This is a genomic window from Protofrankia symbiont of Coriaria ruscifolia (genome assembly GCF_900634745.1).
In the GTDB taxonomy this organism is placed as follows: Bacteria; Actinomycetota; Actinomycetes; order Frankiales; family Frankiaceae; genus Protofrankia; species Protofrankia californiensis.
Genome location: NZ_CAAAFR010000027.1, coordinates 1 through 26,066, shown reverse-complemented (window position 1 = coordinate 26,066; position 26,066 = coordinate 1). Strand labels below are relative to the sequence as shown.

The window sequence follows — 26,066 nt, the reverse complement described above, 5'->3', positions numbered from 1 at the left end:
TCAACTATGCTGAGCGTTAAAAGAGATGGTACGACCAAAACGATCATCTTAGGACTCCGATGAACGCTGACCGCCTCACCGCTCGCTCGCAGGAAGCTCTGTCCTCCGCCGTCAGCCGCGCCACCGGTGACGGCTCACCGCTCGTCGACCCGCTGCACCTGCTGGTCGCCGTCCTGAGCCAGACCGGCGGGGTCGCGGTCGACCTGCTCAGGGCCGTCGGCGTACCCCTCGCCCAGGTACGCGCCCGCGCCGAAGCAGCGGTCAGCCGACTGCCGCACGCAACCGGTGCCAGCGTCGGCCCACCGCAGTTGTCCCGGCAGCTCATCACCGTCCTCGACAATGCCGAACGCCAGGCGAACCGGCTCGGCGACGAATACACCTCGGTCGAGCACCTGCTGGTCGCGCTCGCAGAAGAGGGCGGTGAGGCATCCCGGGTGCTCACCGAGTTCGGCGCGAACTCCGAAGCCCTGCGCGGCGCGTTCGACACCGTCCGCGGCGGCGTTCACCGGGTGACCAGCCGCGACCCCGAGGGCTCCTACCGCGCGCTGGACAAATACTCCGTGGACCTGACCGAGCAGGCCCGCGCCGGCAAGCTCGACCCGGTCATCGGACGCGACGCCGAGATCCGCCGCGTCGTGCAGGTCCTGTCCCGGCGGACGAAGAACAACCCGGTCCTCATCGGCGAACCCGGTGTCGGCAAGACCGCGATCGTCGAAGGGCTCGCGTTGCGGGTCGTCGCCGGTGACGTGCCGGAGTCCCTGCGCGGCCGGCGCATCGTCTCGCTCGACCTCGGTTCGATGGTGGCCGGGTCGAAGCTGCGGGGCGAGTTCGAGGAGCGGTTGCAGGCCGTCCTCAACGAGATCCGTTCCGCCGAGGGGCGGCTCATCACCTTCATCGACGAGTTGCATACCGTCGTCGGCGCGGGTGCCGCCGAAGGCGCCATGGACGCCGGCAACATGCTCAAGCCCATGCTCGCCCGCGGTGAGCTGCGCATGATCGGCGCCACCACCCTGAACGAGTACCGCACCCGCATCGAGAAGGACCCGGCTCTCGAACGCCGCTTCCAGCCGGTGCTGGTCGGTGAGCCGTCGACCGAGGACACCATCGGCATCCTGCGCGGGCTCAAGGAACGATACGAGGTGCATCACGGCGTCCGGATCACCGACGCCGCCCTCGTCGCCGCCGCCACCCTGTCCGACCGGTACGTCAGTGGGCGGTTCCTGCCAGACAAGGCCATCGACCTGGTGGACGAGGCCGCGTCCAGACTCCGGATGGAGATCGACAGCCGGCCGGTGGCGATCGACGAGCTGGAGCGCGCCGTCCGGCGCATCGAGATCGAGGACATGGCGCTGTCCAAGGAGAGCGACAGCGCGTCCAAGGAGCGCCGCGAGCGCCTACGGCGCGAGCTCACTGACAAGCGGGAGGAACTGTCCAGCCTGACCGCCCGCTGGCAGCGCGAGAAGAGCTCCATCGTCGAGGTGCAGAAGGTCAAGGAGGAGCTGGAGAACGCCGGGCGTGCCCTCGACCTCGCTGAACGGGATCTCGATCTGGCCAAAGCCGGTGAGCTGCGCTACGGCACGATCCCGACGTTGGAGAAGCGGCTTGCCGCGGCAACCGATGCGCTACCCGGCGCGGACGAGCCCGGCAGCGCCATGCTCAAGGAGGAGGTCGGCCCCGACGACGTCGCCGAGGTCGTCGCATCCTGGACGGGTATCCCCGCCGGCCGGCTCCTGGAAGGTGAGACCACCAAGCTGCTGCGCATGGAGGAGGAACTGCACGCCCGCGTAATCGGTCAGCACGCCGCGGTGCGGGCCGTTTCCGACGCCGTACGCCGCGCCCGCGCGGGCATCTCCGATCCCGACCGGCCGACCGGCTCGTTCCTGTTCCTGGGCCCGACCGGCGTCGGCAAGACGGAGCTGGCCAAGGCGCTGGCGGGCTTCCTGTTCGACGACGAACGCGCGGTGGTCCGCATCGACATGAGCGAATACGCCGAGAAGCATTCGGTGGCCCGGCTCATCGGCGCCCCGCCCGGCTACGTCGGATTCGAGTCCGGCGGGCAGCTCACCGAAGCGATCCGCCGCCGCCCCTACAGCGTGATCCTGCTGGACGAGGTGGAGAAGGCACACCCCGACGTCTTCGGCATCCTTCTTCAGGTGCTGGACGACGGACGCCTCACCGACGGGCAGGGCCGCACCGTGGACTTCCGCAGCACGATCGTGGTGCTGACGTCCAACCTCGGATCCCAGTTCATCGCGGACCCGACTCTGCCCCCGCAGGTACAGCGCGACTCGGTGATGGTCGCCGTGCGGGAGGCGTTCAAACCCGAGTTCCTCAACCGGCTCGACGACATCCTGATCTTTGATCAGCTCGACAAGGACGACCTGGCCCACATCGTCGATCTCCAGCTCGACCTGCTGCGCGCCCGGCTGACCGACCGACGGATCACCCTGACGGTCACCGACACCGCACGCTCCTGGCTTGCCGATGCCGGCTACGACCCGGTTTTCGGAGCGCGCCCGCTGCGCCGGCTCGTGCAGACCTCGATCGGCGACCCGCTCGCTCGGGAACTCCTGGCCGGCACCATCCGGGACGGCGACGACGCCGTCGTGGACGTCGCCCCGAACCGCCGCGGGTTGCTGGTCCGGAAAGCGTAGGCAAAAACCGTTACCACCCCAGCGAAAACCCCTCCCTGTCAGGCTCGGGTTAGACACTCTCACGGGTGCGAATTGGCTACAGAGGGCATGATCGGAGATTCTCGTATTCATGGAGCCAGAGTCACAGGAAGGTCTCGGCCGGTCCTCACCACCGAATCCGAGACAGAGCCGTTGTTCTTACAGGTGGGCTGGATCGCTGCGCTGATCATCACGGGTACGGGAAAATCGATCTCGGGTGTCTCGGTCAGCCGATGGGACTGCGATGCCGGCGAGCTCGTTTTACAGCTGTGAAGCTCGCCGAACTTGCGCCAGAACGGGTGGCCGTCGCCGTCGAACATCTGTTGCCAGAAGCCGCACCTGTCCGTCCGTTGAGGACGTTGCGCGAAGGTCGTAGCCACCGTTCGTGGGTGCTGGACTCGGGTCTTGGCCGTCTGGTCGGCAAGGTTGCGATGACCAACCGTACTGAGGTCGTGTTGCACCGGTTGGCCGAGCATCGGCGAGTGGCCGGTCTTGGGGTTCCCGTGCCGAACCTATTGGGGTTCACGCCATCGAGCGAGCTGGTTGGCGGACGCATGCTGATCGTTGCCGAGTACCTGGACGGCCAGGACGCCGAGGAAGCCTTCAGCTCGATGCCTGTGGATGCCATGGCCAGCGTGCTGCGTTCGACAGGTGCCGCACTCCGCCAGTTGCATCAGGTGTCGGTGCCGGCCTTTGGCGACGTGTACCTGCCGAACATCTTGGTGGACGCCCAAGGTCGGTTTCGTGCGCTGCTCGATCTGGAGCATGTTCGGTGGGTCGATCCGGCCATGGATTTCGTCAAGCCCGCCATGTGGATGTTCGAGGGACGGCCCGAATGGGCGGACGCCTTCGCAGACGGCTACGGCATTGCCAAGGCCCAACCACCGTGCTGGCCCGAACGTTTGTCGGTTGCGACCGGGCTGGAGTTGCTGACCGGCGTGGACTACTGGACGCGCGTCAGGGACGAGGCGATGCGAGAGGACTACCTGCGGCGTCTGCGGGCGTGGGTTCGATCGGATGGTGTGCGGCATGTCTGGTCCTCGGTGACGACGTGATCAGTCCCATCACCTCGTCGGCGTAGTCATCCCAGCCGTCACGGTCGACGCTGATCACGTGGAGACGCATCGGGGATGTCCTGGCCCAGCTCATCAGACGGTCCTGAGCGCATTCGATATGTGCGGCGCGGGCGTCGTCGTCGGAGTCGAAATCGTTGACGTACTTCGTCCAGCGCGGTCCTCGGGTCATGCGCGTGGATTCCACGCACCGCGCACGGATTCGGTCGGTCGGGACGTGCAGCACGACGAGCCATAAGCCCGCAATGGCCAGGCGGTGTTCGATTTCCAACGCTGCCTGACGGGATACCGGTAGTTGGTAGATCGGTATGTCGAACCCGAGTCCCTCCATGACGCAAGTGGGCGTCCAGGCGTGCGCAAACCGGTGGTCGGTCAGGCCGCTGTCCTGGAAGCGTCGGTCGAGGTCTTCCAGAAACGCGGTCAGGTTGCCTAACCACGAGAGGATTCCGGCCGCGTGATCCGCCCCGTCGCCGGGGGCGTAGGTATGGGTTGTCATCGTCGCGGCCTGCGGCATGGCGATCAACGACTGACAGCCGCTGTCAATCAGCCGGGCGGCGACACGTTCGTAGATCGATGTCTTGCCAGCGCCCCACACCCCGGCCAGAACGCAACCTCTCATTGCCGTTCTCCCGCGATCGTGGCCGCGACTCGCGCCAGCTCGGTCGGATTGGTCCAGGTCAGCACCTCAACCGGCACGGTCGCCGCTACCTTGTCCCACCAGTTGTGCGTAGCGGCCTGTTCGGCGGGGGGAGCACCGAGTCGGCTTCGGAGACCGAGCCAGTCCTCGGCGAAGAAGTCGGCGGGGCCGAAGTCCAGGCGTTGCTGGAGGAGAGCCGCGTTCGGCGTTTCTGGCATATCGTCGGGCAGCCGGATCAGCACGACGACACGCGTTACCCGAGTCGTGGCGACTGCTGGCTGGCCGAGTATCCGGCTGACCTCCAGCGGAGTCAGTTCGACTTTGCCGTCGGTCAACCCGAGCCCACGTTCCGGGTATCGGCTTCGTATCCCCTCCGCGAGGCGTGGCGAGCCGTTGACGCCCTCGGGCGTGAACCGCCACGCGAGCGGGACACCGGTCGCCAGCCATCCGCCATCGTTGGACGGAGTGAGCACCGTGCGGTCGTTGGCGACCGGGCGCGCGGTGGTCTTCGACCAGTCGCGCCAGCACACTTGTCTTGCCAGCACCGGGAAATCCGCCGATCAGCACGCCATAGCCGTTCAGGTCGACCGCTCCGGCGTGCACGGCCCGACCGCCGCGCCTCGCCGCCGCGCATGATGAGCTGGCGGATGATCCGGACGCCGATCGTGGCTGCTGTTCGTTCCCGATCAGCCGCTACCGCGAAGCAGTCCCGTGTGGTGGTGATGACGTGATCAGGTGCCTGCTCGGGCAGCAGCACCTCGTGTTGACCGTCAGTTGTCCACGTCCGGTACCGCTGTTGGGGATGGCTCCTGCGAGTCGTGTCGGGACTTATCTCGGCCAGTAACCTCCGAGCCGAGGGCAGGTCGAGGGGCAGGTTGAGGATGTGCGCCACCGTGCCCTTCCGCCGTGCGGGCCTGGGTGAGCTGAGCCAGGCGTATGCGTGGCGCAGGAGATCCGTTCCGACTTGCTGCCAGGACAGCTCCCGTTCCACGCACTCGCGGCCTTTGCGACCAAGCTGCCGAAGAGCGTCCGCGTCTCGCAGCAGACAGGCGATGATCGATGGCCAGGCACTCAGGTCATCCTCGACCACAACACCAGGATGTTCAGGCGGCAGGCCGCTGATGGCTTCGCTCGTCCCAAGTACGGGGAGACCGGCGGCTAGGTAGTCGAGAACCTTCATCTTTGCGCCGGAACCAGCGGTCAACGGCGCAAGCGCCAGAGCCACACCACGGAGAGCCATGTCGATTGTACTTTTTGGCGCAGCCCTTCTTGAAAGAACGGAGAGCTGGCTGGCCGCGTCCGAGCCACCCGCGAGACCGCGCCCCCCGCACCGCTGGCATCGGACGCTCGGAGATCGAGCGGATCGAACACGCATCGCGGACCTTTCGCGCGTGGGACAACCAGTTCGGCGGCGGCCTTCGCCGGAAGGCCGTTGTCGGACAGCTCGCCGCGACCGCGGCGACGATGTCCTGGGACTCAGGCCAGGGCGGGATCGCGCAGCGGTACTACCTGCTCGCCCTTCGCGCGGCTACCGCAGCCGACGACCCCGCGTTCCGTGCCAACATCCTCGCCGGCATGGCCCGGCAGCAGTACTACCTCGGACGGGTGGCCGAAGGACTGGAACTGGTCCGCCTCGCTCAGGACAGCGCCGACGGACGGGCAACCCTGGCGGTGCGAGCGATGCTGTCCACGAGGGTGCGCGTCAAGCTGGCCGAGTTCTACCGGCACGCCGAGACCAGAACGTCCGCTCGCCCCGTCGCCGAGCTGTGCGCCAGGATCAAGCCTGTTCTGCGCGCGGCCCCGGCCAACTGAGTAATCCGAGAAAGAAGAAACGAGGAGGCCTGACTCTTGGCCCACATCGGCGTCACAGGCCACATGGATCTCACACCCGCGACGGTGCCACTCATCCGCGCTGCCTTCAGGGAAGCCCTCGCCGCGCATGCCCCGGAGGGCCTCACGGGCGTCAGCTGCATAGCCGCCGGCGCCGACAGCATCTTCGCCGAGGTCGTCCTCGAGCTGGGCGGCGACCTGGAGGTCATCCTGCCCGCCGCCGACTACCGCGAACACAAGGTCAAACCGGACCACGCCGAGCTGTTCGACAGCCTCGTCCGCCGCGCCGCCCGCGTGTGGGTCATGCCGCATGACGTGTCCAACCGCGCGGCCTACGAAGCCGCGAACGAGGCGCTCCTCGACTCAGTCGACCTCCTCCTGGCGGTCTGGGACGGCCGCGCCCCCGCCGACCGCGGAGGCACCGCCGCCGTCATCGAGGACGCCAGGTCCAGGAAACTCGACATAAAGATCATCTGGCCCGATGACGCGAAGCGAATCAGTCACTCCCAACCATAAGGACCCGGTCACCGCGTTCGTCCCCGCCGACCGGTCCGACATCGTCTACGTCGGCGACCATCGCGACAACGGCATCTTCCGGCCTACGGACGCGTGGCCGACCTCAAGATGGACCAGGGTCCCGGCGTACTTGAGCTCGCCTTCGCCGGGTTCACCTTCCGTCAGGCCGCCGCCGAGCTCGACCCGTCGCCGACGACGGCGCGGCGCCGCTTCTGGTGGATGCTCGGCTGGATGGCGCCCACGTTCGAGGAGCGACGCCGACGAGGAAGCGACACCGCTTTGCCCCGAGGCGAAAGCAGCCCCTCGCCCTCGACAATCGTTGCGGTGACACTCGCCAGCTTCCACGGGGCGTTCAGGCGGAGGCGGAGCCAGCGTTCCGAGTACACGCGTTCGAACCGTCCCTCGAACGCGTGCAGGTGCTCGTCCCAAGAAATTCGCAGCGCTGAATCCACGAACTCCGTGGACACTTCTCGATGCTCTCACAACGGATTCTTGGCAGGCTGTGCGAGAAAATGCCCGAAAGAGAATCGGTGAAACCTCGAGCAGTGAATGATCCCGCACAGGCGCAGATTCCAGATTCGTAGATATACTCTCGGTCGTGCTGGGGCTGGTGGTTGCTGACGAGGTGCGGGCGGCTGTGGAGGCGGGGCGGCCCGTGGTCGCCCTGGAGTCGACGCTGATCGCGCATGGCCTGCCGCGCCCCCGCAATCTGGAAGTGGCGGCCGAGCTGGAAACCCTGCTCCGCGACCGCGGCGTGACACCGGCGACCATTGCGGTGATCGACGGCATACCCACCGTCGGCCTGGACGCCATCGCGCTCACCAGAATCGCGGACTCCCCGGACGTGGCGAAGCTGTCGGTACGGGATCTGCCGGTCGCCTCCGCTCTACGCCGCACCGGCGCAACCACGGTCGCGTCCACGTCCCTGCTCGCCGCCCGCGCCGGCATCGGTGTGTTCGCCACCGGCGGGCTCGGTGGCGTGCACCGCGGCTGGGCCGACAGCGCCGACGAATCCGCCGACCTTGTCACGCTTGCCAGCACGCCGATAACTGTGATCTGCGCCGGGGTGAAGTCGGTCCTGGACGTCGGCGCAACCCTCGAACGGCTGGAAACTCTCGGCGTGACGCTGCTCGGCTGGCGGACGAACACCTTCCCGGGCTTCTACCTGTCCCGGACCGAGTTCGCCATCGACTGGCGGGTGGAAGCCGCCGCCGAGGTCGCGGCCGTCATGGCGGACGCACAGGCGCTGGGTCTGCGCGCGGCCGTGGTCGTCGCCAACCCGGTACCCGAGGCCGAGCAGCTCGACCAGGACCTGCACGACCGGGTCCTCACCGAGGCGTTGGCGGAAGCGGCCCGCCGGGGGCTGCGGGGGAAGGCCGTCACCCCTTTCCTGCTGGCGATGTTCCACCGCGAAACGGCCGGCGCCAGCCTGGAGACCAACATCGCGGTCGTCCACAACAACGTCATCGTCGCCGCCGACATCGCCACCGCCTGGTCCGCCCGCCTGACCGGCCCGGACCGGGCGTGACCCGATGAACCAGCTCCGCCAGCGACAATGATCCATTGACAGGCGGGCCCAGGGGTGTTCCCCGCCACCGGGCCATCGGATGGAGCTGGCTGTTGTCCACAGGACGGCTGCCGCTCGCACGGGCAGGGTCTCCCCTCCCCGATACTGGAGGCTGGAGGTGATCCGGTGACCAGGGTTCGGCTGGAATGGGACGGTAAATCGGCGGAGGTGCCACGGCTACGGCTGCCGCTGCAGGTCGTCGAGACGGTCAACAGCCCACGGGCCGACCGGGGCTCGCTGTTCGAGGCCAATCCAGCCGGCAGCGACGACAGCGGTTGGCGCAACCGACTGATCTGGGGCGACAACCTGCATGTGCTCGCGAGCCTCGCCGACGAGCTCGCCGGGCAGGTCGACCTTGTCTACATCGACCCGCCGTTCGACTCCCGGCAGGACTACAAGGTCCGGATCGCCGTTGGGGACGGCGCGAACAGCGCCGACCAGGAGCTAACCAAGATCTCTTCGATCGTGGAGGAGAAGGCGTACCGGGATACCTGGGGCAAGGGCGTCGACTCCTACCTCCAGATGCTCTATCAACGCCTCATCCTGCTCCGGGAGCTGCTCTCCGAGCGGGGGTCACTCTTCCTGCACCTGGCCCCGAACGTCAGCCACCACGCCCGCGCCATCCTCGACGAGATCTTCGACCCCGAGAACTTCCGCGCCGAGATCATCTGGCAGCGCGTGACGGCGCACTCCGACACCAAGGACTTCGGCACGATCCACGATTCGATCGTGTGCTTCAGCAAGTCCGAAAAACGTATCTGGAACCCACAGTTCCGGCCATACGACGAAAGCTACATCAAGTCACATTATAGCCATGTGGACGAGAGCGGCCGAAAATTCAGGCTGGACAACCTCACAAGCCCAAACCCACGGCCAAACATGACCTATGCGTGGCGGGGACACGAACCGCCAGCTTTCGGGTGGCGCTATTCTGTCGAGACGATGACTCGACTTCATAGTGAGGGTCGAATCTGGTATCCGAAAGAGAAATCGAAGCGGCCGCAGCTCAAGCGCTTCCTCGACGAGATGCCCGGTATGCCCCTCGGTGATGTATGGGCGGATATCTTTCCGGTCAACTCACAGGCACAGGAACGGCTCGGGTATGATACGCAGAAGCCCGAGACACTGCTGGAAAGAATCATTAAATCCTCCTCGGACGAGGGCAGCATCGTGCTGGACTGCTTTGTCGGATCCGGCACGACCGCGGCGGTGGCCGAGAAGCTGGGGCGGCGGTGGGTAGCTGTGGACATCGGCCGGTTCGCCATCCACACGACCCGCAAACGCCTGCTTGACACCGTCGGGTGCAGACCGTTCGAGGTTGCCAATCTCGGTCGATACGAACGGCAGGCGTGGCAGTCCGCGACCACCGGAGAGCAGTACCGGGCCTACCTCGATTTCGTGATCGATCTGTACGGGGCGACGCCCGTCGAGGGCTTCACTTTCATCCACGGCACCCAGGGCAAGCGGGCCGTTCATGTCGGAGCTGTGGATGCCGCCGTCTCCCACGCCCAGATCAAGGACGCTCTCGACGAAGCGCGATCCGCCGGCTACCACACCCTGGACGTGCTCGGCTGGGAATGGGAGATGGGCCTGCACGAGCTGGTGCAGGATGAGGCCCGCGCGGCCGGGGTACGGCTCTCCCTCTACCGGATCCCGCGGGAGGTCATGGACCCACGCAACATCGAGGCCGGCGAGATCACTTTCCATGAGCTCGCCTACGTCACCGTCGAAACGAAGCTTCGACGACGGACGGTCGCGGTGACTCTTGCCAACTTCGCTCTGTCGAACCCTGAGCTGATACCGGCGAGCGTCCGGAGCAAGATCTCGAATTGGAGCGACTATGTCGACTACTGGGCGGTCGACTTCACCTACGGTTCCGGCGGGGACACGGACACGTTCCGCAACGCCTGGCAGAGCTTCCGGACCTACGCCCGACGCACGCTCGAACTGACCGCCGAGCACACGTATGACGGACCCGGCTCCCACACCGTCCTGGTGAAGGTCGTCGACGTGTTCGGCAACGACACCACCACATCCGTCGCGGTGACCGTTCCATGACTAGTGGATCGTTGAGGTCCGTTTCCCCCGCCGATCCTTACGCCATCCCGGTGGTGCGGCGGGAAAGTGTCGCGCCGCTTGTGCCGGCCGTCCGAACCGAGGTGACCGCTTGGCGCGCCGGCGGGTACCCCGGCGCGAGCAAAACCACCCAACGGTTACTGGAGCACTGGTTCCTCGAGGAGCACGAAACCGAACCCGGCGTTCCGTTCCGTTGGTACTTCTGCCAGCGGGAGGCGATCGAGACACTGATCTACCTGCACGAGGTCGTCGGTATCCGCACCGCAAACGAAATGGTCCTGCGTTTCCGCCAGGAGCTTGCCGTCGAGCCCCGAGATTTTGCGCGTTACGTGGTCAAGATGGCCACCGGCTCTGGCAAGACCAAGGTGATGAGCCTCGCCATCGCGTGGTCATATTTTCACGCGCTGCGGGAACCGGACTCGCCGATGTCGACCACGTCGCTGGTGACAGCGCCGAACCTGATCGTCTTCGAACGGCTACGGGAGGACTTCGAACACGCCCGAATATTCCGGCAGGACCCGGTCCTCCCGCCGGAATGGCGGCGCGACTTCGACCTGACGGTCTGCCTTCGCCACGACCCGATCCCGCTCGCCGCGCCAGGTGTCCTCCTGCTGACCAACGTCCAGGCGTTGTACGAGCGACCAGAGCCCAAACCGGTCAATCCCATCGACAGAATCGTCGGCCGCCGCCCGCCGAAGGACCCTGCCGCTTCCGACCCGCCACTGCGGCGGCTCGCCGCCCGTGGTCGGATCCTCGTAGTCGACGACGAGGCACACCATGTGCATGACGAGATCCAGTCCGAGACGAGGGAGCCGTTGAAGGTCGTCCAGACCATCCAACGGCTCAACGATCTTGCCGAGCGTGGCGTAGTCGCCCAACTCGACTTCTCCGCGACGCCCCGAGACCAGCAGGGGCGGACCTTCCCCGAGACCGTCGTCGACTACCCGCTCAGCCAGGCCATCGAGGACGGCATCGTCAAACGGCCGGTGATCGGCGAGCTGTCCGGCGGCCCTCCCGAGGAGGTCAGCGATGACGCGTCCGTACGCTACCGCCAACGGATCGGAGCAGGGGTGGCGAAGTGGCGGGACTTCCGGAAGGCGCTTGAGCCGACCGGGCGGATGCCCCTGCTGTTCGTCATGGCCGAGGACACGACGTCCGCCGACCAGATAGCCCGTCACCTCGGCACGTTGCACGACCTGGCCGGCCGGGTGCTGACCCTGCATGTGAACCTGAGCGGCAGGAACAAGGGAGAGATCAAGACCGATGAGCTGGAACAGGCCCGGAAATGGGCACGCGAGGTCGATCTCCCCGACAGCCCGTACCGCGCGATCGTCAGCGTGCTCATGCTCCGCGAGGGCTGGGACGTGCGTAACGTCAGCGTGATCGTCCCGCTGCGGCCGTTGACCGCGAAGGCGAACATCCTGCCCGAACAGACGTTGGGGCGAGGGCTACGGCGGATGACACCGCCCGGTTCCGGTGTCGATGAAAGCGTCGTCATCATCGACCACGAAGCGTTCCGAAATCTCTGGGACAAGGCCCTCGACGACGCCGAGTACGCCGGTGTCGGGCGGGAGAACCTGGACGACACCGGGCCGAGCGGGCTGGTGGTTGCCGTCGAGCCGGACCGGTTGGCTCACGATATCGGCATCCCGTTACTCCCCCGGGTTCTCAGCCGAACCACATCGCGCCTGTCCTCGTTGCGGGTCGAGGATCTGCCCGAACGCCGGTTGGCGCTGCCCGACACCCTGCGAAGCGAGACTATCGACTACAGAAGCGAGACTATCGACTACATCGGCCGGGACCTGCTCTCCGGCCAGGAGATCGAACGCGCGCAGTTCCCTCTTCCGCACGCTGACGACCCGTCCGCGGTACTGGCCTGGTTTGCCCATGAAGTGCAGCGTGACACCCGGCTGACCGGGCAGTTTGCCATCATCGCACCACTGGTACGGGGCTGGGTGGAACGCCGGGCCTTCGGCGGTCCGGTGGACTTCGACGACCCTGTCGTCCTCCAGGCACTCACGGAACCCAGCGTGCGGGAATCCGTCCTCGCGGTGCTCCGGGAAGCCGTGGACAAAGCAACGTTGACAACCTCCGCCATTGGTGCCGGGGAAGTCAAGGAGCTTCTGCTGTCCGCCACGAAGCCATTTCTCTGGAGCCGGGACACCTTCTCGGCAACAAAGTCGGTGTTCAACGTCCAGCCATGCGATAACGAACTGGAAACCCGCTTCTGCGCATTCCTCGACCGCTGCGGAGACGTCGAATCTTTCGCGAAGCTGGCCCGCCAAAACAGGTTCTCGCTGGAATATCGCGGCGAGCGACAACGGCTTGCCTACTACTACCCGGATTTCGTCGCACGCCTGGTCAACGGCGACCATTTCCTGATCGAGACCAAAGGACTGGCCGATCTCGACGTGCCTGCCAAGGACAGCCGTGCGGCCCGTTGGGCCGTTGACGCGACCGTCGCGTCCGGCACCCGGTGGATGTATCTTCGGATCGACGAAGAGCCGTTCCGTCGACACGAAGCCCGCCTGGGCGGCTTCCTGGATCTGGTCGATCTCGTCCACACATTGCGGCGTGAGAAGCTACTCGCCTCACAGCCGCCACCGCGGCGGATGACGAAGGCCGAGGCAATCGCCGCGATCGAGAACGCGCGGGCGCGACTGGAGGGTGTCACCGGTGGGGACGAGGAACTCGACCGGTTCCGTGAGGCCCCCCGTGGCTGAGATCCGGGACGCACCGGTGGAGGCGACCGCCACGGTTCCAGCGCAGGAAGCGCACGGTCTTGCGACCGCACAGACCTATGTCGTCGATACCGGGGTGTTCGTCCGGTGGTTTCTCGCCCAAGACGGCTACGAGCATGCCCGCGAGATCCAGAAACGCTTCGTGCTCGACGAGATCACACTGGTGACCACCGACATCGCACGGATCGAACTTGCTCATGTGCTGCGCACCAAGGGCTGTGTGCCGGGGCTTCTTGACCGGAACAGCTATGTCAAGGCGGTCCGCACGATCGACGACCTCGGCATGGAGATCCGGCCGACCGACGCCGAAACGCTCGAACGCGCCGTGGACTGGGCCGTCCAGCTCAGCCTGAGATTCTTCGACGCCCTGTTCGTGGATCTGGCGGTGCAGACAGGTTGTCCTCTACTCACCTCCGACATCCGGCTTGCCCGCGCAGCCACCCGTTACATATCCACAGAGGTCCTGCGCCCGCGCTGACAGATATCCACAGAACCGGGCGGCCGGTACCGCCTTGATCCAAGGTCTCCTACCCTCATAGCCATGATCCCCAGCGGTTCGCTGTCCGAGCTTGTTGTCGACATACAGAGGTGGGCTCCCTGGCTGAGCCGGGAGGTCGCGCTGTCCGTTCCCGTTCGGCGCGGCGTGTTACTGCCCGCATCCCTGATCGCTGTCGGTGCTGACAACCCGGTTCGGGTGTCACCCACGGACGTCTTCCGTTCCGCGATCCGGAGCCGAGCCGAGGCAGTGATCCTCATGCACAGCCACCGGTCGGACGCTCCCCCGAGCCCCGCCGACCAGGCTGTGACGAGGCGACTGGTGGCGGCTGGCGTCCTACTCGGACTGCCGATCATCGCTCACTTGGTTGTCGGACCCATGAGATGGACGAACTGCATGGACGACCCGTGATCCAACACCTCAGCGGCACCGCCAGCATGTCCGGGCTGCCATACCGCTTCCGTATCAAGCGGTTTACCTGCGACGATCGATTGTCGGGGTCGGTGGGGAGGGGGTCCGGTGGACAAGGTCTGGAAGGCTGCGGCGTGGCCGGCGGGACCGCGACTCAAATGGGTGCTTCTCCTTGTATGGATCATTGTTGCGGCCGTCGCCAGCCCGCTCGCGATCAAGCTGTCCGAGGCTCAGAAGAACGATGCTTCATCCTTTCTGCCCTCGCAGGCCGAATCCACGCGGCTGTTCGAGGCTCAGAAGCTTCTGCCGGGCGGGGACGCCGTACCAGCGATCATCGTTTTCGTGCGTGACCCCGAGCTGACACCTGCTGACCGGACGGTGGTTGAGGCGCTCGGCCACCGGCTCGAGGGATTCTCCGAGCGTCCGGTCGGCATGCCCATCCCCTCCCCGAAGGGGAACACCCTGCTCCTGGCCGTCAGCCTCGCCCAGAGCGCTGACATCGTGGAGTTCACCAACAAGGTCAAGGAAATTCGGCGGATCGTCCGGGACGCGGCACCACCGGGGCTCCAGACGTCGATCACCGGACCGGCCGGCCTGCTGACCGACACCTTTGACGTGTTCAGCGGGGTGGAGACCACGCTGCTGTTCGTCACCGCGGGAGTTGTCGCGATCATTCTTTTGATCGTCTACCGGAGCCCCTTCCTGTGGCTGGTCCCGCTCCTGACTGTCGCCGTCGCCGACCAGACCGCCACCGGTCTGGTCTATCTCGCGGCCGAGTACGGGGGACTGACCGTCAACGGGCAGAGCGCGGGCATCCTGCGGGTGCTCGTGTTCGGCGCCGGCACCGACTACGCGCTGCTTCTCATCGCTCGCTACCGCGAGGAGTTGACCCGTCACGACGACACGCATGCGGCAATGCGGGTCGCGATCCGCCGGGCCGGCCCCGCGATCGTCGCCTCAGCCGCCACAGTCATCATCAGCATGCTCTGCCTGCTTCTGGGTGAACTCAACTCCGACCGCGGCCTCGGCCCGGTCGGCGCGATCGGTATCGCCGCGGCACTGGTGACCATGATGACGCTGCTGCCGGCGGCGTTGGTCGTGTGCGGGCGGAGGTTGTTCTGGCCGTTCATCCCCCGCTACGGCATGGACACCCACGAGGAGTCCGGATTCTGGTCGCGTGTCGGCACGATAATCGCCGCGCGGCCACGCACGATCTGGGTTGCCGCCACCCTGGTGTTGACCGGGCTCGCGTTCGCGACCATGCACCTGAACACCGGCCTGCGCCAGGACCAGGGATTCACCAAGACCGTGGATTCGGTCGTCGGGCAGGAACTCGTGCAACGAAGTTTTCCGGCCGGCACCACCTCACCCACATACGTCATCGCGAACGCCGCCACGGCGGACGAGGTGCATTCTGCCATCACGAGGAATCCCGGGGTCGCAACCGTCGTGGAAAGCGGTCGCGGCGCGGGTCTGGTTCAGTTCCTCGTCATTCTCTCGCAGCCGCCGGACACGAAGGCGTCCTTCGACACGATCAGGCAGCTTCGGGACGCCGTCCACGCAATACCGGCGGCGGACGCGCTGGTCGGCGGGAACACCGGGGTGAACCTGGACCTGCGTAACGCCTCTGTGCACGACCGGAAGGCTGTCATTCCGGTGGTGCTGGTGGTCGTGGTCGTGATTCTCGGACTGCTCCTGCGGTCGGTGGTGACCCCACTGCTCCTGATCGCGACAGTGGTGGTGTCGTTCCTCGCCGCGCTCGGCGCGAGTGCGCTGGCCTATGACTGGCTGTTCGGTTTCGCCGGAGCTGATCCCTCCCTGCCGCTGTTGGGGTTCATCTTCCTCGTGGCGCTGGGCATCGACTACAACATCTTCCTCATGACGAGGGTCCGGGAAGAATCCGGAAGAATCGGCGTGCGGCCGGGGGTGCGCCACGGGCTGGCCGTCACCGGCGGCGTCATCACCTCTGCCGGGGTCGTGCTGGCAGCCACGTTCTCGGCCCTGTTCATCCTCCCGCTGGTACAGCTTGCGGAAGTCGGCTTCCTGGTGGCCTTCGGCGTGCTACTCGACACGCTGGTGGTGCGCTCGATTCTCGTCCCCGCGCTCGCCATCGACATCGGCTCGAAAATCTGGTGGCCCAGCCGCCTCGCGAAGCTGCCGCCGGACCAGCCCGAAACGGCGGGCACCGGTCCTTTCAAAAGCTCTGACAACGGCGTGGTTGCCGCTGTCAGTCCCTATGGGGCCTCCGGCCGCGCGGGAAAAACATGATCGCGCGACCTTTGGCCAACCAGGCCTTACAGGGCCTCCGGCCGGCTAGCCGAAGGTTGGAAACTCCGGGCCAAAGATCAGACGCCAGAGGTTGACCGCCTCCTCGTGCCGGCCGGCCTGCTCCGCCTCGACCGCGTCACCGGCGTGGACGCGAGCGAAGGCCACCGGTTCCCGGAGCGCGTCGATGTCCTGCGGCTGCAGGTAGGTCGACAGGTCACCGCCGACTTCCGCGGGGTCATAGGCGGTGAATCCCCTGTCCTCGATGTGCCGGAAGACCGCTGCCAGCGCCTGCCGGGTGTTCAGCCTGCGGTTGATCAGCACCTTGCCGGCAAGTGCCTCCACGTGGAACGAACGCAGACGGCTGCCGCAGACCCTGTTCCACGCCTTGAGCAGCCGGACAGCCGAGACGACCCGGGGGCCGGCATCCGCCATCCAGCTGGCGTGCCGCTCAGGGCGGGTCGGCAGCCAGCCGCCGACACAGTCCGGCATGACATAGCCCGCGCGCGGGTGGTCGAAAGCGGGCACGAGGTGGACGTCCGGCGCGCAGTTGTAGACGACGCGCATCGCCTGGCCACGGCTACCGATCATCTGGATGCGGTCGCCGCCGATCGCGTTGCGGACGCAGAGCAGCAGATCGCGTGAGTCCCAGCGGAAGCGCTTCCAGGCGCTGTTGGCCGCGCTGAAGACCACGAAGATGTCGACCTCGTCCACTGGACGGATCATCGTGTCGCGGCCCGCGGAGCCGATGGTCGCCACGCCGACGAGAGGCAGCGCGCACCGCGGCGGGAAGATCGCGCGCAGGGCCTGCTCGGCGTCGTTGCGGCGGGCGTCGATGACCGCGCGGTCGTCGGCGTTGAGCCGGATCAGGTCGTCAAGCTTGGCGAAGGCGCGGGCGGTGGTACCAACCAGCAGGGGGCCGGTCATGGCACCGGTGATCGGGCCGGTGATCGGACCTGTCGGCGGGTTCGCCGAGCCGGCACCGAGATTATCCGCAAACAGCGGGTTGTGCGCTCCTGGCCCGGAGTCGTCCGGACGGCGCCAGTGCGGCGGGATGATCAAATGGTCATATGTGACCTCCGACGCGTGCGGCCCGGGAACTGATCCATCCGGCATTCTTGTGGACGCGGCTTCGCGTTGGGTTTCCACGCTCACTCTGAGAACCTCCCAAGCGCCTGCGCGCCAGCCGTACGGCCCCCCCATCCAGGACACGCGCGGCTGATCAGCCGACACGGAGTTGCGAAGTCAGCGGTCAGCCCACACCGCCCCATTCGCGACATCGCATCTATGGTGCCGCATCCTGTCGGGCCGTAAACATCGGGGCCAAACTAGTCGCTTTGCGTCACCGAAGCGGCCGGATCAGGCAGAAACAGGGAAGATCGGAGAAGTCGGAGAGGATCAGAACGGTGGCGGACGGTACCAGACCCGCCAGCCGTCAGGCAGGACGATGCTGGTGGGAACAAATGCGGTCGCGACAGCCAGTCGCTCGCCCGTCCGGTCACCCATGCGCAACCGTGCCTCGACCAGGACCGAACCGTGGAACTCAAGCCAGCCGGCCAGCGCCCGCAGCACCTCGGTGGCATAGCCATGACGCCGATAGGGACGCCCGATGGACACCGACACCAGCGCACGCCGGCCGAACGCGTCCACCGCCAGCAGACCGACAGCCGCCGAGTCGTCACCACGAACCGTCCAGGTCATCACGCCACGACCAGCGCTGGCGCGGCGGCGCAGGGCACGGCGTAACGCCTCGGTGGGATCACCGGTCACGTCGACGGTGATCCCCTGCACCCGGTGCAGGTGCGTGCCCACCAGCAGCGGTCCGAGCTCCTCGGCGACGAACCCGGCGTTCCACACGGTCAGCGGGAGCGCGAGCAGACGCAGTGTCGTCAGGGTCGGCCCTTCACCCACGGCGGGCGGGCTCCGCAACGCCGAGCAGTCCTCGCTCCCTCAGTAACCCCTCGGTGCGGGCCATCCCCTCGTCCAGACCGATGCGCGGCTGCCAGCCCGCCAGCCGCCGGACCTTCGCGATCGAGTAGGTTCCGGTACGGGTCAGCTCGGCCAGCGTCAGCGGGCCGAGATCCACATAGCCGCGGGGGTGCAGCAGCGAAGTCACCCGCCCGGACAACCAGCCACGTCCGGCAAGCACCCGATCGGTGGTGTCGAGCGCGCGTACCAGCGCCGCCGGCACCCGGCCCGGCAGGGGCACGCCGGCCATCCGTGCATACCGGCCAAAGAAGTCCGACGCGGCAACGGGCTCGCCGCCGGTCACGTGCAGGATCTCACCGGCGGTTTCCCCGGCCTCGGTGACGGCGGCGACCGCCGAGGTCAGATCGTCGACGTGGATCGGGCTCAGGAGCCCGCGGCCGCCGTCCACCAGGACAAAGCGCCCCGCCCGCAACAGAAGCAACGGCCACAACGTCCACCGGCCGGCCCGCGGACCATAGGCGTCACCGACCCGCAGCACCGTCACCGGCAGTCCCCGAGCGGCGGCGGTGACCGCCGCGCGTTCCGCCGCGGCGAGCGCGTCGGGACGCGCCAGACCGGTGGTCGTGACGGGCGCGCTCTCGTCCACCAGATCCGGGAAGGAGCTGCCCAGCACGCTCACGCAGGAGATGTGCACAACCCGGCCGACGTCGGCCCGTTCACAGGCGTCCAGCACCCCGGTGGTGCCCCCGAGCGTCACCCAGCGCAGCTCGCTGTCGGTAAGCGGCGCCGGCCGGCGCCGCACGCCAGCGCGCACCGCGGCCAGTTCCCCTCCCCCGCCCGTGCCAACAGCCGCCGCGTGTACGACGAGATCGGCCCCGACCAGCAGCTTGTCCAGGCCTCCCGGCCGGGTGACGTCCGCCACGACAATGCCCGGGCCGCGGCGGACATCGACCGGTATGACGTCGTAGCCGCGTCGACGCAGCTCGTGCACGACCGCATCCCCGATGAATCCGCCAGCGCCGGTAACAACCGCGCGAGCCACGTCCCCCCCTCCTGTTTCCCTGGCAGTCCTGGAAGAGCCAATATCATAAACGTTGCATCTCGTCACACTCTGTCTACCAACACGTCGTTCCGACCGCTCGGTATCGACCCGACGTGACCGGAGAGCCAGACTAACCGGTGATGATGGTCGCGGCCGCCGCGGCCCGCACCCGGATGTCGGGAGCACGACTTTCCGGGAACGGACGAACGGACCGCGACAATCGCCAGAACCCTCGAGCGTGCTCGAAAGCCGCCTGTCCAGCTCGCCGGGCGTACGAGGATTCCCAGACGCGCTCTTACCATGAGTGACATTTTTCGATCTACCTACGGCGTCCCGAAATCCTGCGTCCAGTAAGTGCCGTAGCTGCCTCCGGCGGCGTAGCCGACACCGATCTGCTTCAACGAGCAGTTCAGGATGTTCTCGCGGTGTCCGGCACTGTTCATCCAGCCCCGCACCACTTCCGCTGGTGTGCGCTGACCCGCGGCGATGTTCTCCGCGGCCATGGAGAACTCGTACCCGGCCTTCGCCATGCGCTGGAAGGGCGTCCGACCGTCCTGGCTGTTGTGGCTGAAATAGTCGTGAGCGGACATGTCTGCGCTGTGTGTCTGCGCGGCCGTGGTCAGCCGGGGATCCGCCGTGAGCGCCCCGCAGCCCGCCTTGGCCCGCTCAGCATTCGTGAGCGCGACCACCTGGGAGGCCTCGTCCAGGACCTGGGCGGACGGCGTGGTCGCCACCGATGCGTCCAGGTTCGCCGGAGACAGCACCAATGTCACCGAGGGCGTGGCTGACGTCGCTGGGGGCGGCGTGGCCGGCGTGGACGCTGCCACCGTGGCCGGCGGGCCGACCGTGGGCTGCGGCTGGGCGCGGACCTGCGCAATGGTCGCCTGTGGGGGCGTGTTGACGATCTGCAACCGGCTGGCGCGCACCGAGGGGGTTCGGGACGGCTGGAACACGATCTCGTTCAACGTGTAGGCGCCGTCGGGTACCAGGCGGGTGTCGACGGTGGCTTCGTACGGCGCGGCGGACGCCACCCGGACGATCGTCCCGGGCCCCCTCAGGACGAATGCCACCCAGGTTCGCGTATCCGCGGGGACGGCGGCGTGAAGCTGCGTGATCCCACCGACAGTGCCGCGGTCGGCCATCGGCTGCGACACCGATCGGGCAGCGAGTGCGACCGCAGCTGTTGACGACGCCAACGCCGGGGAGACGACGACCGACGTGTCGGCGCCGGCAGGTCCGGCCCGGTCGGCGAGTTGTGTCAGGACGAGCACACCGGCCCCGAGAACACCGAGGATGACTGCCGGTACGGCAGCGGACCACCTCCGGCGGGTACAGCCGTGCCTGCGATGTCGATCCATGGAACCTTCCGTCCGGTCGGTCCCCCCGCGCATGTCCCCTCCGCTGGCCCGAAGACCTGGGCGCGAACAACATGATCGCGTTGCCTTTGGCCATCCAGCCGGCGTCAACAATAGCGAGTACCAAGCATGACAGGTCATCGGGCCCGTCCGCCGCGCCACTCCGCCGATGACTGCTTCGGCGACTACGGCACTTCGATGACCACGACGAGACCGGACCGGCCCGCGGCGTCAGCACCATGCCCCGGAGCGCGGCGGGACAAAGGTCCGCGCCCACAGAACAGGTCGGACCGCAAGCCCGAGGCCGGAGTACCAAAGCGCTGCTAGAAGGCACGAGTCCGGCCGGACAGACGGCCCTCACTGCATTCGGACGGGGGCGCGGCCGGGCGCTTCCCGGTAGCATAACCAACCATGGCACCGGAAATCACGATCGACGGTACCCCGGTCGCCAGGGTATGTCTGCTGGAGGCAGGTCGACGCAGGCCGGGGCGGCGAGATCCGTACGATCGAAGATCTACCGGATGTGCTCCCACACAGTGAGCGACGTGCCCGCGCCCGAGTCGGCCGCGAGCAACCCCGGCGGCGAGCAGGACGGTGTCACCGGGTAGCCGGAAACCGACGGATGACACCGCTCTCGACGAAGACGAGAGTGAGGATGACGGCATAGAACACCACGCCCGGCAGACCATCCACGCTCACCCGTCGCAGCCTGCCCGCCGGAGGGGGACCGCTCGTCATACCCTTCGCGCAACTTCCCGGCACGACGCATGTCCGAATCGGTAAAATATCACCGAATCGGACACGTCGTGCCCCGACTGTCCACAGGAGCTAGACCGATGCCCATTGCCACCCCAGATGTCTACGTGCAGATGCTCGACCGGGCCAAGGCGGAGGCATTCGCCTACCCCGCGATCAACGTCACGTCGAGCGAAACCCTGAATGCCGCGTTGAAGGGCTTCGCCGACGCCGGGAGCGACGGTATCGTACAGGTTTCCACCGGAGGGGCCGAATTTCTCTCCGGTACCAGGGTGAAGAACATGGTTCTCGGCGCCCAGGCGCTGGCCGAGTTCGCCCACCATGTCGCCAAGGCGTACCCGGTCAACATCGCCCTGCACACCGACCACTGTCCGGCCGGCAAGCTCGACACCTACCTGCGCCCCCTGCTCGCAATCTCCAAGGAGCGGGTGCTCAAGGAGGGACGTGAACCGCTGTTCCAGTCCCACATGTGGGACGGCTCCGCAGTCGAGATCGAGGAGAACCTCAAGATTGCCGATGCGTTGCTGACGGACACGGACCAGGCGAAAATCGTCCTGGAGGTGGAGATCGGTGTGGTCGGTGGCGAGGAGGACGGCATCGTCGGCGCGATCGACGAGAAGCTGTACAGCACACCCGAGGACATGTGGCGGACCGTCGAGGTCCTCGGCGCCGGGGAGCGGGGCCGCTACATGGTCGCAGCAACCTTCGGAAACGTGCACGGGGTATACAAGCCGGGCAATGTGAAACTCCGTCCGAGCATCCTTCGGGATGGGCAGCAGTATGTCGCGCAGAAGCTCGGGTTGCCAGCCGACGCCAAACCGCTCGATCTGGTCTTCCACGGCGGGAGCGGTTCCGACCTGTCCGAGATCCGCGAAGCGCTGGATTACGGCGTGATCAAGATGAACGTGGACACCGACACCCAATACGCGTTCACCCGGCCGGTTGCCGATCACATCTTCAGGAACTACGACGGCGTTCTGAAAGTGGACGGCGAGGTCGGCGTGAAGAAGCAGTACGACCCGCGCAGCTACGGCAAGGCAGCCGAAATCGGCATGGCCGCCCGGGTCGTGAAGGCGTGCGAGGACCTGCGTTCCGCGGGACGTTCCCTCGCCGGCTGAACCCACTCCGGGCAGGGCAACTCAACAACACGCTCGCCAGACCGGGCCCGTCGTCCGGCTGGCGAGCGTTCGCGTGCGGGCGCCAATCCCCGAAGAGGGGGCAACGGCCACCCGTCATCGGTATGGAACAGGTTTCGGAAACGTCGCACCATCGTCGGATCACGGTGGCGTGCGTCCCGTCCCGTCATTCGGTGCCCGTTCGGCGAGATCGGGTGCATTTCGCACCGCAGGTACCCGATCGCCTGGATGCAGGTTTTCTACCTGGACCATGCGGACAGCCGGATCACGCACGGTTCGCTACCCGGATAATTCGGTTCCGATCGTCACCGCCACGGCGGGATGCGGAGTTTCCACGGCAATAAAAGTACGATGAAAATAATGAGCGCGCGTACGTGCGCGTTACCATCCGATCCCGAGCCTCGGCAAGAGCGGCCGGCTCGATGTGCGCATCCTCACGAAGCGGATTCGCTGCTTGTTCGGCGCCCAGCAATTGTTGTTATGGTCTCCGCCGTGCTCGCGATACAGCGAACACGCGTCGGGCGGCACGCCGAATCCTGCCCTCGTCCGACGAAAACCCAAACTTGCGGCAGGAACGGGGGACCCACTTCCGGGCGCCGATATCGGGCGTCCTCGGGGTGAAGCCGCAAATGCGGCCGGGCAATCCCAGCCCGAACCCGACAGCTCACTTCGCAGGCGTGGGGAAGGGCATAACCAATATGTCCAGTGCACGTTCTCGCAGTCGACATCACGGAACCGGCCGGGCTCGGATGGGCGCCCGAGCGCTGGTGGTCGCTCCCGCCCTGGTCGCCGCGGTGGGCGGAAGCATCGTGATGTCACAGCCCGCAAGCGCCGCCACCACATGGGCGGAGCTCCGCCAGTGCGAGTCAGGCGGGAACTACACCGTCAACACCGGCAACGGTTACTACGGTGCCTACCAGTTCGCCCTGAGCACCTGGCAGAGTCTCGGCTACACGGGGCTGCCCAGCGGTGCCTCTCCAGCCACCCAGGACGAGGCCGCGCTGAGCCTGGCTGTCCGATCCGGCTTCGGCCAGTGGCCGATCTGCGGCCAGGGGATGGGCGCCGACCAACTTGCGGCAGACGCCAGCTCGTCCGGCGCGGGGTCGGCGAGCCCGAGCTCGCCGTCCGACTCGACCGGCACCCGACGCTTGGTGGTGCGCCAGAGCGCGGAGAGCCTGTTGGACGCCCCGGACAACACGTTGTTCACCACCGGGCTGATCCATCAGGTGCGATCGGACGTACGAGCCTGGCAGCTCCAGATGAACGCGCTCGGTTACAAGATTTTGATCGACGGTCGCTACGGCCCCCAGTCGGCTTTTGCGGCCGGCCTTCTGCAGGGTTCGAAGGGCCTGCGGGTGGACGGCATCTGCGGCCCACGGACCCGGGCGGCCACCTTCGCCTGAACGACCCGACAGCCGGCGGCTCACCTGACCGACAGCCGCCGGCTCGCCCGTGGTCAGGCACGCGGCGGATCGCGCTGGAGGGCCGCAGACAGCGCGATCACGATCGTTGCGCGCTCGAGGGTCCCTGCCCGGATCCGAGGTCCCTCCCGGATCGGCGAAGCCCGTCTGAGGGGTTCGGAAGCCGATCCGAGAGGTCCAGGGACCGATCCGGGCGGTCCTGCTCCCCAGAGCACTTGAGAGGTGACAGTCAGCGCAACCAGAAATACGGATAAGACTGAATTTATCACTTTAAGTTATAAAATCTGAGGAAGAGACCCTGTCACAGAGAGGTCCGGATCGCCAGGTAGAGTCACTTGTTCAAGGTGTTTAGCCCATTCGGGTGATAGGAGTCACGTGGGTGTAGTTCATCCGACACCCCGATTTGCTTCGATAGAGCCAGACTCGCTAGAGTTCTTCCCACTCACCGGATCGGTGAGGCCGCCCGGACGGACGCCGAATCCTGTCCCCGTCCGGTACGGCACGATCTACCGCGGAGCCACAAGGACAGGAGCGGGGGAACCAACATCCGGACGTCCGCACACGGAGTCCTTGGGGTAAAGCCGGCAGCGCCCATCAGCGCTACCGGCCGGGCTTGTTCCCGCCCGCACCCGACAGCTCACCTCGTAGGCGACGGGAAGGACCGACCCACATGCCGTCTGGTGGCAGGCACCGCGCCCCGCAGCATCCCTCCACCGTCAGGAAGGTCCTGCGTACCACTGGTGCCGTAACAGCACTCGTGAGCAGCGGTCTGGCTGTCACGGCCGCACCCGCAGGTGCCGCAACCGCGGACGACTTCGCCAAGCTCCGCCAGTGCGAGTCCGGCGGCAACTATCAGATCAACACCGGCAACAACTACTACGGCGCCTACCAGTTCGACACCGGGACCTGGCGCGGTCTGGGTTACTCCGGTCTACCCAGCGACGCGCCGTCGGCGCTCCAGGACGAGGCCGCCTACAAGCTTTACAACTCCCGCGGCTGGTCCCCGTGGCCGTCCTGCGCGGCCAAGATGGGCCTGACCCGCAACGGCCCGGCACCGTCGTCGTCCGCTGGCACGTCCAGTGCCGGTGCGATAGAGCGCGCGATCACTCCGGCACAACCGGCGATGACACTGGATCGCGCCAAGGCCCTGCTGGACTCGGCGGACTTCACCGGAACGACGCTGTCCAGCGCTCTGTCCGGCGAGGTCCGCCCCGACGCCTATGTCTGGCAGAGCGAGATGCGCCAGAAGAAGTTCATTCTCCAGGTGGACGGACGTTTCGGGCGGGAGTCCCAGGGTCTGGCATCGCTCTACTCCTATCTGACTCGGGTGGACGACGGCAAGGCCGGCGTGGTCGGCAAGAACCTCTGGGACGTCACCGTCACCAACCCAACCGTCCTGTGACACACAAGATGTACATCATGTGATATTTCGTGGCCAAAAGGTCACAGGTGATCCGATCATGTTCCGCCCGGTCGCCGTCCGGTGCTCCACCACCCTCGGACCCCGATCATGTGATGGACCTGCCGGCCCACCCCCTCCCGGCAGGTCCATCGCCTGACGGATTCCCCCGCCGGCCGAACGTGAAGCCGATCGGACCGGGCAGGATGGACCCCATGACAACCTCGTCCGGACGATCGGACCTGCTCGGCGGCCCGCCGCCAACGAAGCTCACCCTCGATCCCGCCGCAGCAAAGGCGCTGGGTACCGGCGAGGACCCGGAGACGGTCGCAGGGCGTTTCCCCGACTCCAGTCTCGCCTGGGCAACGCTTGCCGAACGCTCCCTCGATGCCGGCAACCCGGTGACCAGCTACGCCTACGCCAGGACGGGGTACCACCGTGGCCTCGATCAGCTACGCCGCGCGGGCTGGCGAGGGCACGGACCGATTCCCTGGTCCCACGAACCCAACCGGGGCTTCCTTCGAGCACTCGCGGCACTGGCCCGCGCGGCCAGCGCAATCGGCGAGACCGAGGAGGCCACCCGCTGTCGTGACTTCCTCGCCGACAGCGACCCCGAAGCGGCCGACATCCTGGGAGTCAAGGACATCTGAGCCGCTCGCAAACGGCACGCCACCCCGCCGGAACACCCGTGACTTGCCGGCAGCCTCCTAGTGTCCTGCGCCGGAAGTTTCCACGATTAAATAA

Annotated in this window: 22 protein-coding genes and 2 riboswitches; of the genes, 15 read left to right on the top strand and 7 right to left on the bottom strand. The window is 66.7% G+C overall.

Annotated features, from left to right (window positions below):
* Window positions 1-59: 59 nt before the first annotated feature.
* On the top strand, window positions 60-2,654 hold the full coding sequence (clpB, locus tag CV1CTNOD_RS03030; protein WP_131784641.1) for an ATP-dependent chaperone ClpB: 2,595 nt from the start codon (window positions 60-62) through the stop codon (window positions 2,652-2,654).
* 287 nt (window positions 2,655-2,941) lie between these two features.
* Window positions 2,942-3,727, top strand: a complete 786-nt coding sequence (locus CV1CTNOD_RS03025) for an aminoglycoside phosphotransferase family protein (protein WP_165485285.1) — start codon at window positions 2,942-2,944, stop codon at window positions 3,725-3,727.
* On the opposite strand, the gene CV1CTNOD_RS03020 is transcribed toward CV1CTNOD_RS03025, so the two are convergent.
* Window positions 3,630-4,364, bottom strand: coding sequence for a hypothetical protein (locus CV1CTNOD_RS03020; protein ID WP_131784639.1), 735 nt, complete (start codon window positions 4,362-4,364; stop codon window positions 3,630-3,632). The genes CV1CTNOD_RS03025 and CV1CTNOD_RS03020 overlap by 98 nt on opposite strands.
* Window positions 4,361-4,927, bottom strand: coding sequence for a hypothetical protein (locus tag CV1CTNOD_RS26220; RefSeq protein ID WP_242606316.1), 567 nt, complete (start codon window positions 4,925-4,927; stop codon window positions 4,361-4,363). Before CV1CTNOD_RS26220 ends, CV1CTNOD_RS03020 begins: the two co-directional genes overlap by 4 nt.
* Window positions 4,928-5,322: 395 nt before the next feature.
* Between CV1CTNOD_RS26220 and CV1CTNOD_RS28075 the strand changes: the two genes are divergently transcribed.
* The 3 genes from CV1CTNOD_RS28075 to CV1CTNOD_RS03000 all read left to right on the top strand — a co-directional run bounded on the left by CV1CTNOD_RS28075 (window position 5,323) and on the right by CV1CTNOD_RS03000 (window position 6,728).
* Window positions 5,323-5,544 carry a hypothetical protein gene (locus tag CV1CTNOD_RS28075; protein WP_242606315.1) on the top strand — a complete coding sequence of 74 codons (222 nt, stop codon included), beginning with the start codon at window positions 5,323-5,325 and terminating at the stop codon, window positions 5,542-5,544.
* Between the two features lie 107 nt (window positions 5,545-5,651).
* The gene (locus tag CV1CTNOD_RS25360; protein WP_207386154.1) at window positions 5,652-6,194 is read left to right on the top strand and encodes a hypothetical protein; all 543 of its coding nucleotides are present in this window, start codon (window positions 5,652-5,654) and stop codon (window positions 6,192-6,194) included.
* 63 nt (window positions 6,195-6,257) lie between these two features.
* Window positions 6,258-6,728: an SLOG family protein gene (locus CV1CTNOD_RS03000; protein WP_207386153.1), complete on the top strand. Its 471-nt coding sequence runs from the start codon at window positions 6,258-6,260 to the stop codon at window positions 6,726-6,728.
* Between the two features lie 161 nt (window positions 6,729-6,889).
* Here the strand turns inward: CV1CTNOD_RS03000 and CV1CTNOD_RS02995 are convergent, their stop codons facing one another.
* Window positions 6,890-7,195 carry a hypothetical protein gene (locus CV1CTNOD_RS02995; protein ID WP_131784635.1) on the bottom strand — a complete coding sequence of 102 codons (306 nt, stop codon included), beginning with the start codon at window positions 7,193-7,195 and terminating at the stop codon, window positions 6,890-6,892.
* A 131-nt stretch (window positions 7,196-7,326) separates the two neighbouring features.
* Here CV1CTNOD_RS02995 and CV1CTNOD_RS02990 point away from each other — a divergent pair, with 131 nt between their 5' ends.
* The 6 genes from CV1CTNOD_RS02990 to CV1CTNOD_RS02965 all read left to right on the top strand — a co-directional run bounded on the left by CV1CTNOD_RS02990 (window position 7,327) and on the right by CV1CTNOD_RS02965 (window position 16,287).
* Window positions 7,327-8,256 carry a pseudouridine-5'-phosphate glycosidase gene (locus CV1CTNOD_RS02990; RefSeq protein ID WP_131784634.1) on the top strand — a complete coding sequence of 310 codons (930 nt, stop codon included), beginning with the start codon at window positions 7,327-7,329 and terminating at the stop codon, window positions 8,254-8,256.
* A gap of 165 nt (window positions 8,257-8,421) precedes the next feature.
* Complete coding sequence (locus CV1CTNOD_RS02985; RefSeq protein WP_207386152.1) at window positions 8,422-10,353, top strand: site-specific DNA-methyltransferase; 1,932 nt, start codon at window positions 8,422-8,424, stop codon at window positions 10,351-10,353.
* Between the two features lie 11 nt (window positions 10,354-10,364).
* On the top strand, window positions 10,365-13,094 hold the full coding sequence (locus tag CV1CTNOD_RS02980; protein WP_207386151.1) for a DEAD/DEAH box helicase: 2,730 nt from the start codon (window positions 10,365-10,367) through the stop codon (window positions 13,092-13,094).
* Window positions 13,087-13,590 (top strand): type II toxin-antitoxin system VapC family toxin, encoded by a 504-nt coding sequence (locus CV1CTNOD_RS02975; RefSeq protein WP_165485283.1) that lies wholly within the window; start codon window positions 13,087-13,089, stop codon window positions 13,588-13,590. Before CV1CTNOD_RS02980 ends, CV1CTNOD_RS02975 begins: the two co-directional genes overlap by 8 nt.
* A gap of 63 nt (window positions 13,591-13,653) precedes the next feature.
* Entirely contained in the window at window positions 13,654-14,019 is a 366-nt protein-coding gene (locus CV1CTNOD_RS02970; protein ID WP_131784631.1) for a JAB domain-containing protein, read from the top strand.
* A 108-nt stretch (window positions 14,020-14,127) separates the two neighbouring features.
* Window positions 14,128-16,287 (top strand): MMPL family transporter, encoded by a 2,160-nt coding sequence (locus tag CV1CTNOD_RS02965; protein WP_131784630.1) that lies wholly within the window; start codon window positions 14,128-14,130, stop codon window positions 16,285-16,287.
* Window positions 16,288-16,332: 45 nt separating this feature from the next.
* On the opposite strand, the gene CV1CTNOD_RS02960 is transcribed toward CV1CTNOD_RS02965, so the two are convergent.
* From CV1CTNOD_RS02960 to CV1CTNOD_RS02945, 4 genes are all read right to left on the bottom strand, one after another.
* On the bottom strand, window positions 16,333-17,439 hold the full coding sequence (locus CV1CTNOD_RS02960) for an SMODS domain-containing nucleotidyltransferase (protein ID WP_131784629.1): 1,107 nt from the start codon (window positions 17,437-17,439) through the stop codon (window positions 16,333-16,335).
* 243 nt (window positions 17,440-17,682) lie between these two features.
* The gene (locus CV1CTNOD_RS02955; protein WP_131784628.1) at window positions 17,683-18,195 is read right to left on the bottom strand and encodes a GNAT family N-acetyltransferase; all 513 of its coding nucleotides are present in this window, start codon (window positions 18,193-18,195) and stop codon (window positions 17,683-17,685) included.
* Window positions 18,188-19,255 (bottom strand): NAD-dependent epimerase/dehydratase family protein, encoded by a 1,068-nt coding sequence (locus CV1CTNOD_RS02950; RefSeq protein ID WP_131784627.1) that lies wholly within the window; start codon window positions 19,253-19,255, stop codon window positions 18,188-18,190. The genes CV1CTNOD_RS02955 and CV1CTNOD_RS02950 overlap by 8 nt, the downstream gene beginning before the upstream one ends.
* 323 nt (window positions 19,256-19,578) lie before the next feature.
* Complete coding sequence (locus CV1CTNOD_RS02945; protein WP_242606314.1) at window positions 19,579-20,613, bottom strand: CAP domain-containing protein; 1,035 nt, start codon at window positions 20,611-20,613, stop codon at window positions 19,579-19,581.
* 833 nt (window positions 20,614-21,446) lie between these two features.
* On the opposite strand from CV1CTNOD_RS02945, the gene fbaA reads away from it, so the two are divergent.
* The 4 genes from fbaA to CV1CTNOD_RS02920 all read left to right on the top strand — a co-directional run bounded on the left by fbaA (window position 21,447) and on the right by CV1CTNOD_RS02920 (window position 25,972).
* Complete coding sequence (gene fbaA / locus CV1CTNOD_RS02935) at window positions 21,447-22,484, top strand: class II fructose-bisphosphate aldolase (RefSeq protein ID WP_131784626.1); 1,038 nt, start codon at window positions 21,447-21,449, stop codon at window positions 22,482-22,484.
* 562 nt (window positions 22,485-23,046) lie between these two features.
* A riboswitch (cyclic di-AMP (ydaO/yuaA leader) is annotated at window positions 23,047-23,195 on the top strand.
* Window positions 23,196-23,200: 5 nt separating this feature from the next.
* Window positions 23,201-23,905, top strand: coding sequence for a transglycosylase family protein (locus tag CV1CTNOD_RS02930; RefSeq protein ID WP_131784625.1), 705 nt, complete (start codon window positions 23,201-23,203; stop codon window positions 23,903-23,905).
* Between the two features lie 518 nt (window positions 23,906-24,423).
* Window positions 24,424-24,588, top strand: a riboswitch (cyclic di-AMP (ydaO/yuaA leader).
* A 5-nt stretch (window positions 24,589-24,593) separates the two neighbouring features.
* The gene (locus CV1CTNOD_RS02925) at window positions 24,594-25,325 is read left to right on the top strand and encodes a transglycosylase family protein (RefSeq protein ID WP_131784624.1); all 732 of its coding nucleotides are present in this window, start codon (window positions 24,594-24,596) and stop codon (window positions 25,323-25,325) included.
* 212 nt (window positions 25,326-25,537) lie between these two features.
* Window positions 25,538-25,972, top strand: a complete 435-nt coding sequence (locus tag CV1CTNOD_RS02920; protein ID WP_131784623.1) for a DUF3151 domain-containing protein — start codon at window positions 25,538-25,540, stop codon at window positions 25,970-25,972.
* Window positions 25,973-26,066: the final 94 nt, after the last annotated feature.

Coding starts and splice junctions, on each gene's coding strand:
- CV1CTNOD_RS02920 (WP_131784623.1), top strand. CDS start 25,538: ATGACAACCTCGTCCGGACGATCGGACCTGCTCGGCGGCCCGCCGCCA.
- CV1CTNOD_RS02945 (WP_242606314.1), bottom strand. CDS start 20,613: ATGGATCGACATCGCAGGCACGGCTGTACCCGCCGGAGGTGGTCCGCT.
- CV1CTNOD_RS02970 (WP_131784631.1), top strand. CDS start 13,654: ATGATCCCCAGCGGTTCGCTGTCCGAGCTTGTTGTCGACATACAGAGG.
- fbaA (WP_131784626.1), top strand. CDS start 21,447: ATGCCCATTGCCACCCCAGATGTCTACGTGCAGATGCTCGACCGGGCC.
- clpB (WP_131784641.1), top strand. CDS start 60: ATGAACGCTGACCGCCTCACCGCTCGCTCGCAGGAAGCTCTGTCCTCC.
- CV1CTNOD_RS02925 (WP_131784624.1), top strand. CDS start 24,594: ATGCCGTCTGGTGGCAGGCACCGCGCCCCGCAGCATCCCTCCACCGTC.
- CV1CTNOD_RS03000 (WP_207386153.1), top strand. CDS start 6,258: ATGGATCTCACACCCGCGACGGTGCCACTCATCCGCGCTGCCTTCAGG.
- CV1CTNOD_RS03020 (WP_131784639.1), bottom strand. CDS start 4,364: ATGAGAGGTTGCGTTCTGGCCGGGGTGTGGGGCGCTGGCAAGACATCG.
- CV1CTNOD_RS02930 (WP_131784625.1), top strand. CDS start 23,201: ATGTCCAGTGCACGTTCTCGCAGTCGACATCACGGAACCGGCCGGGCT.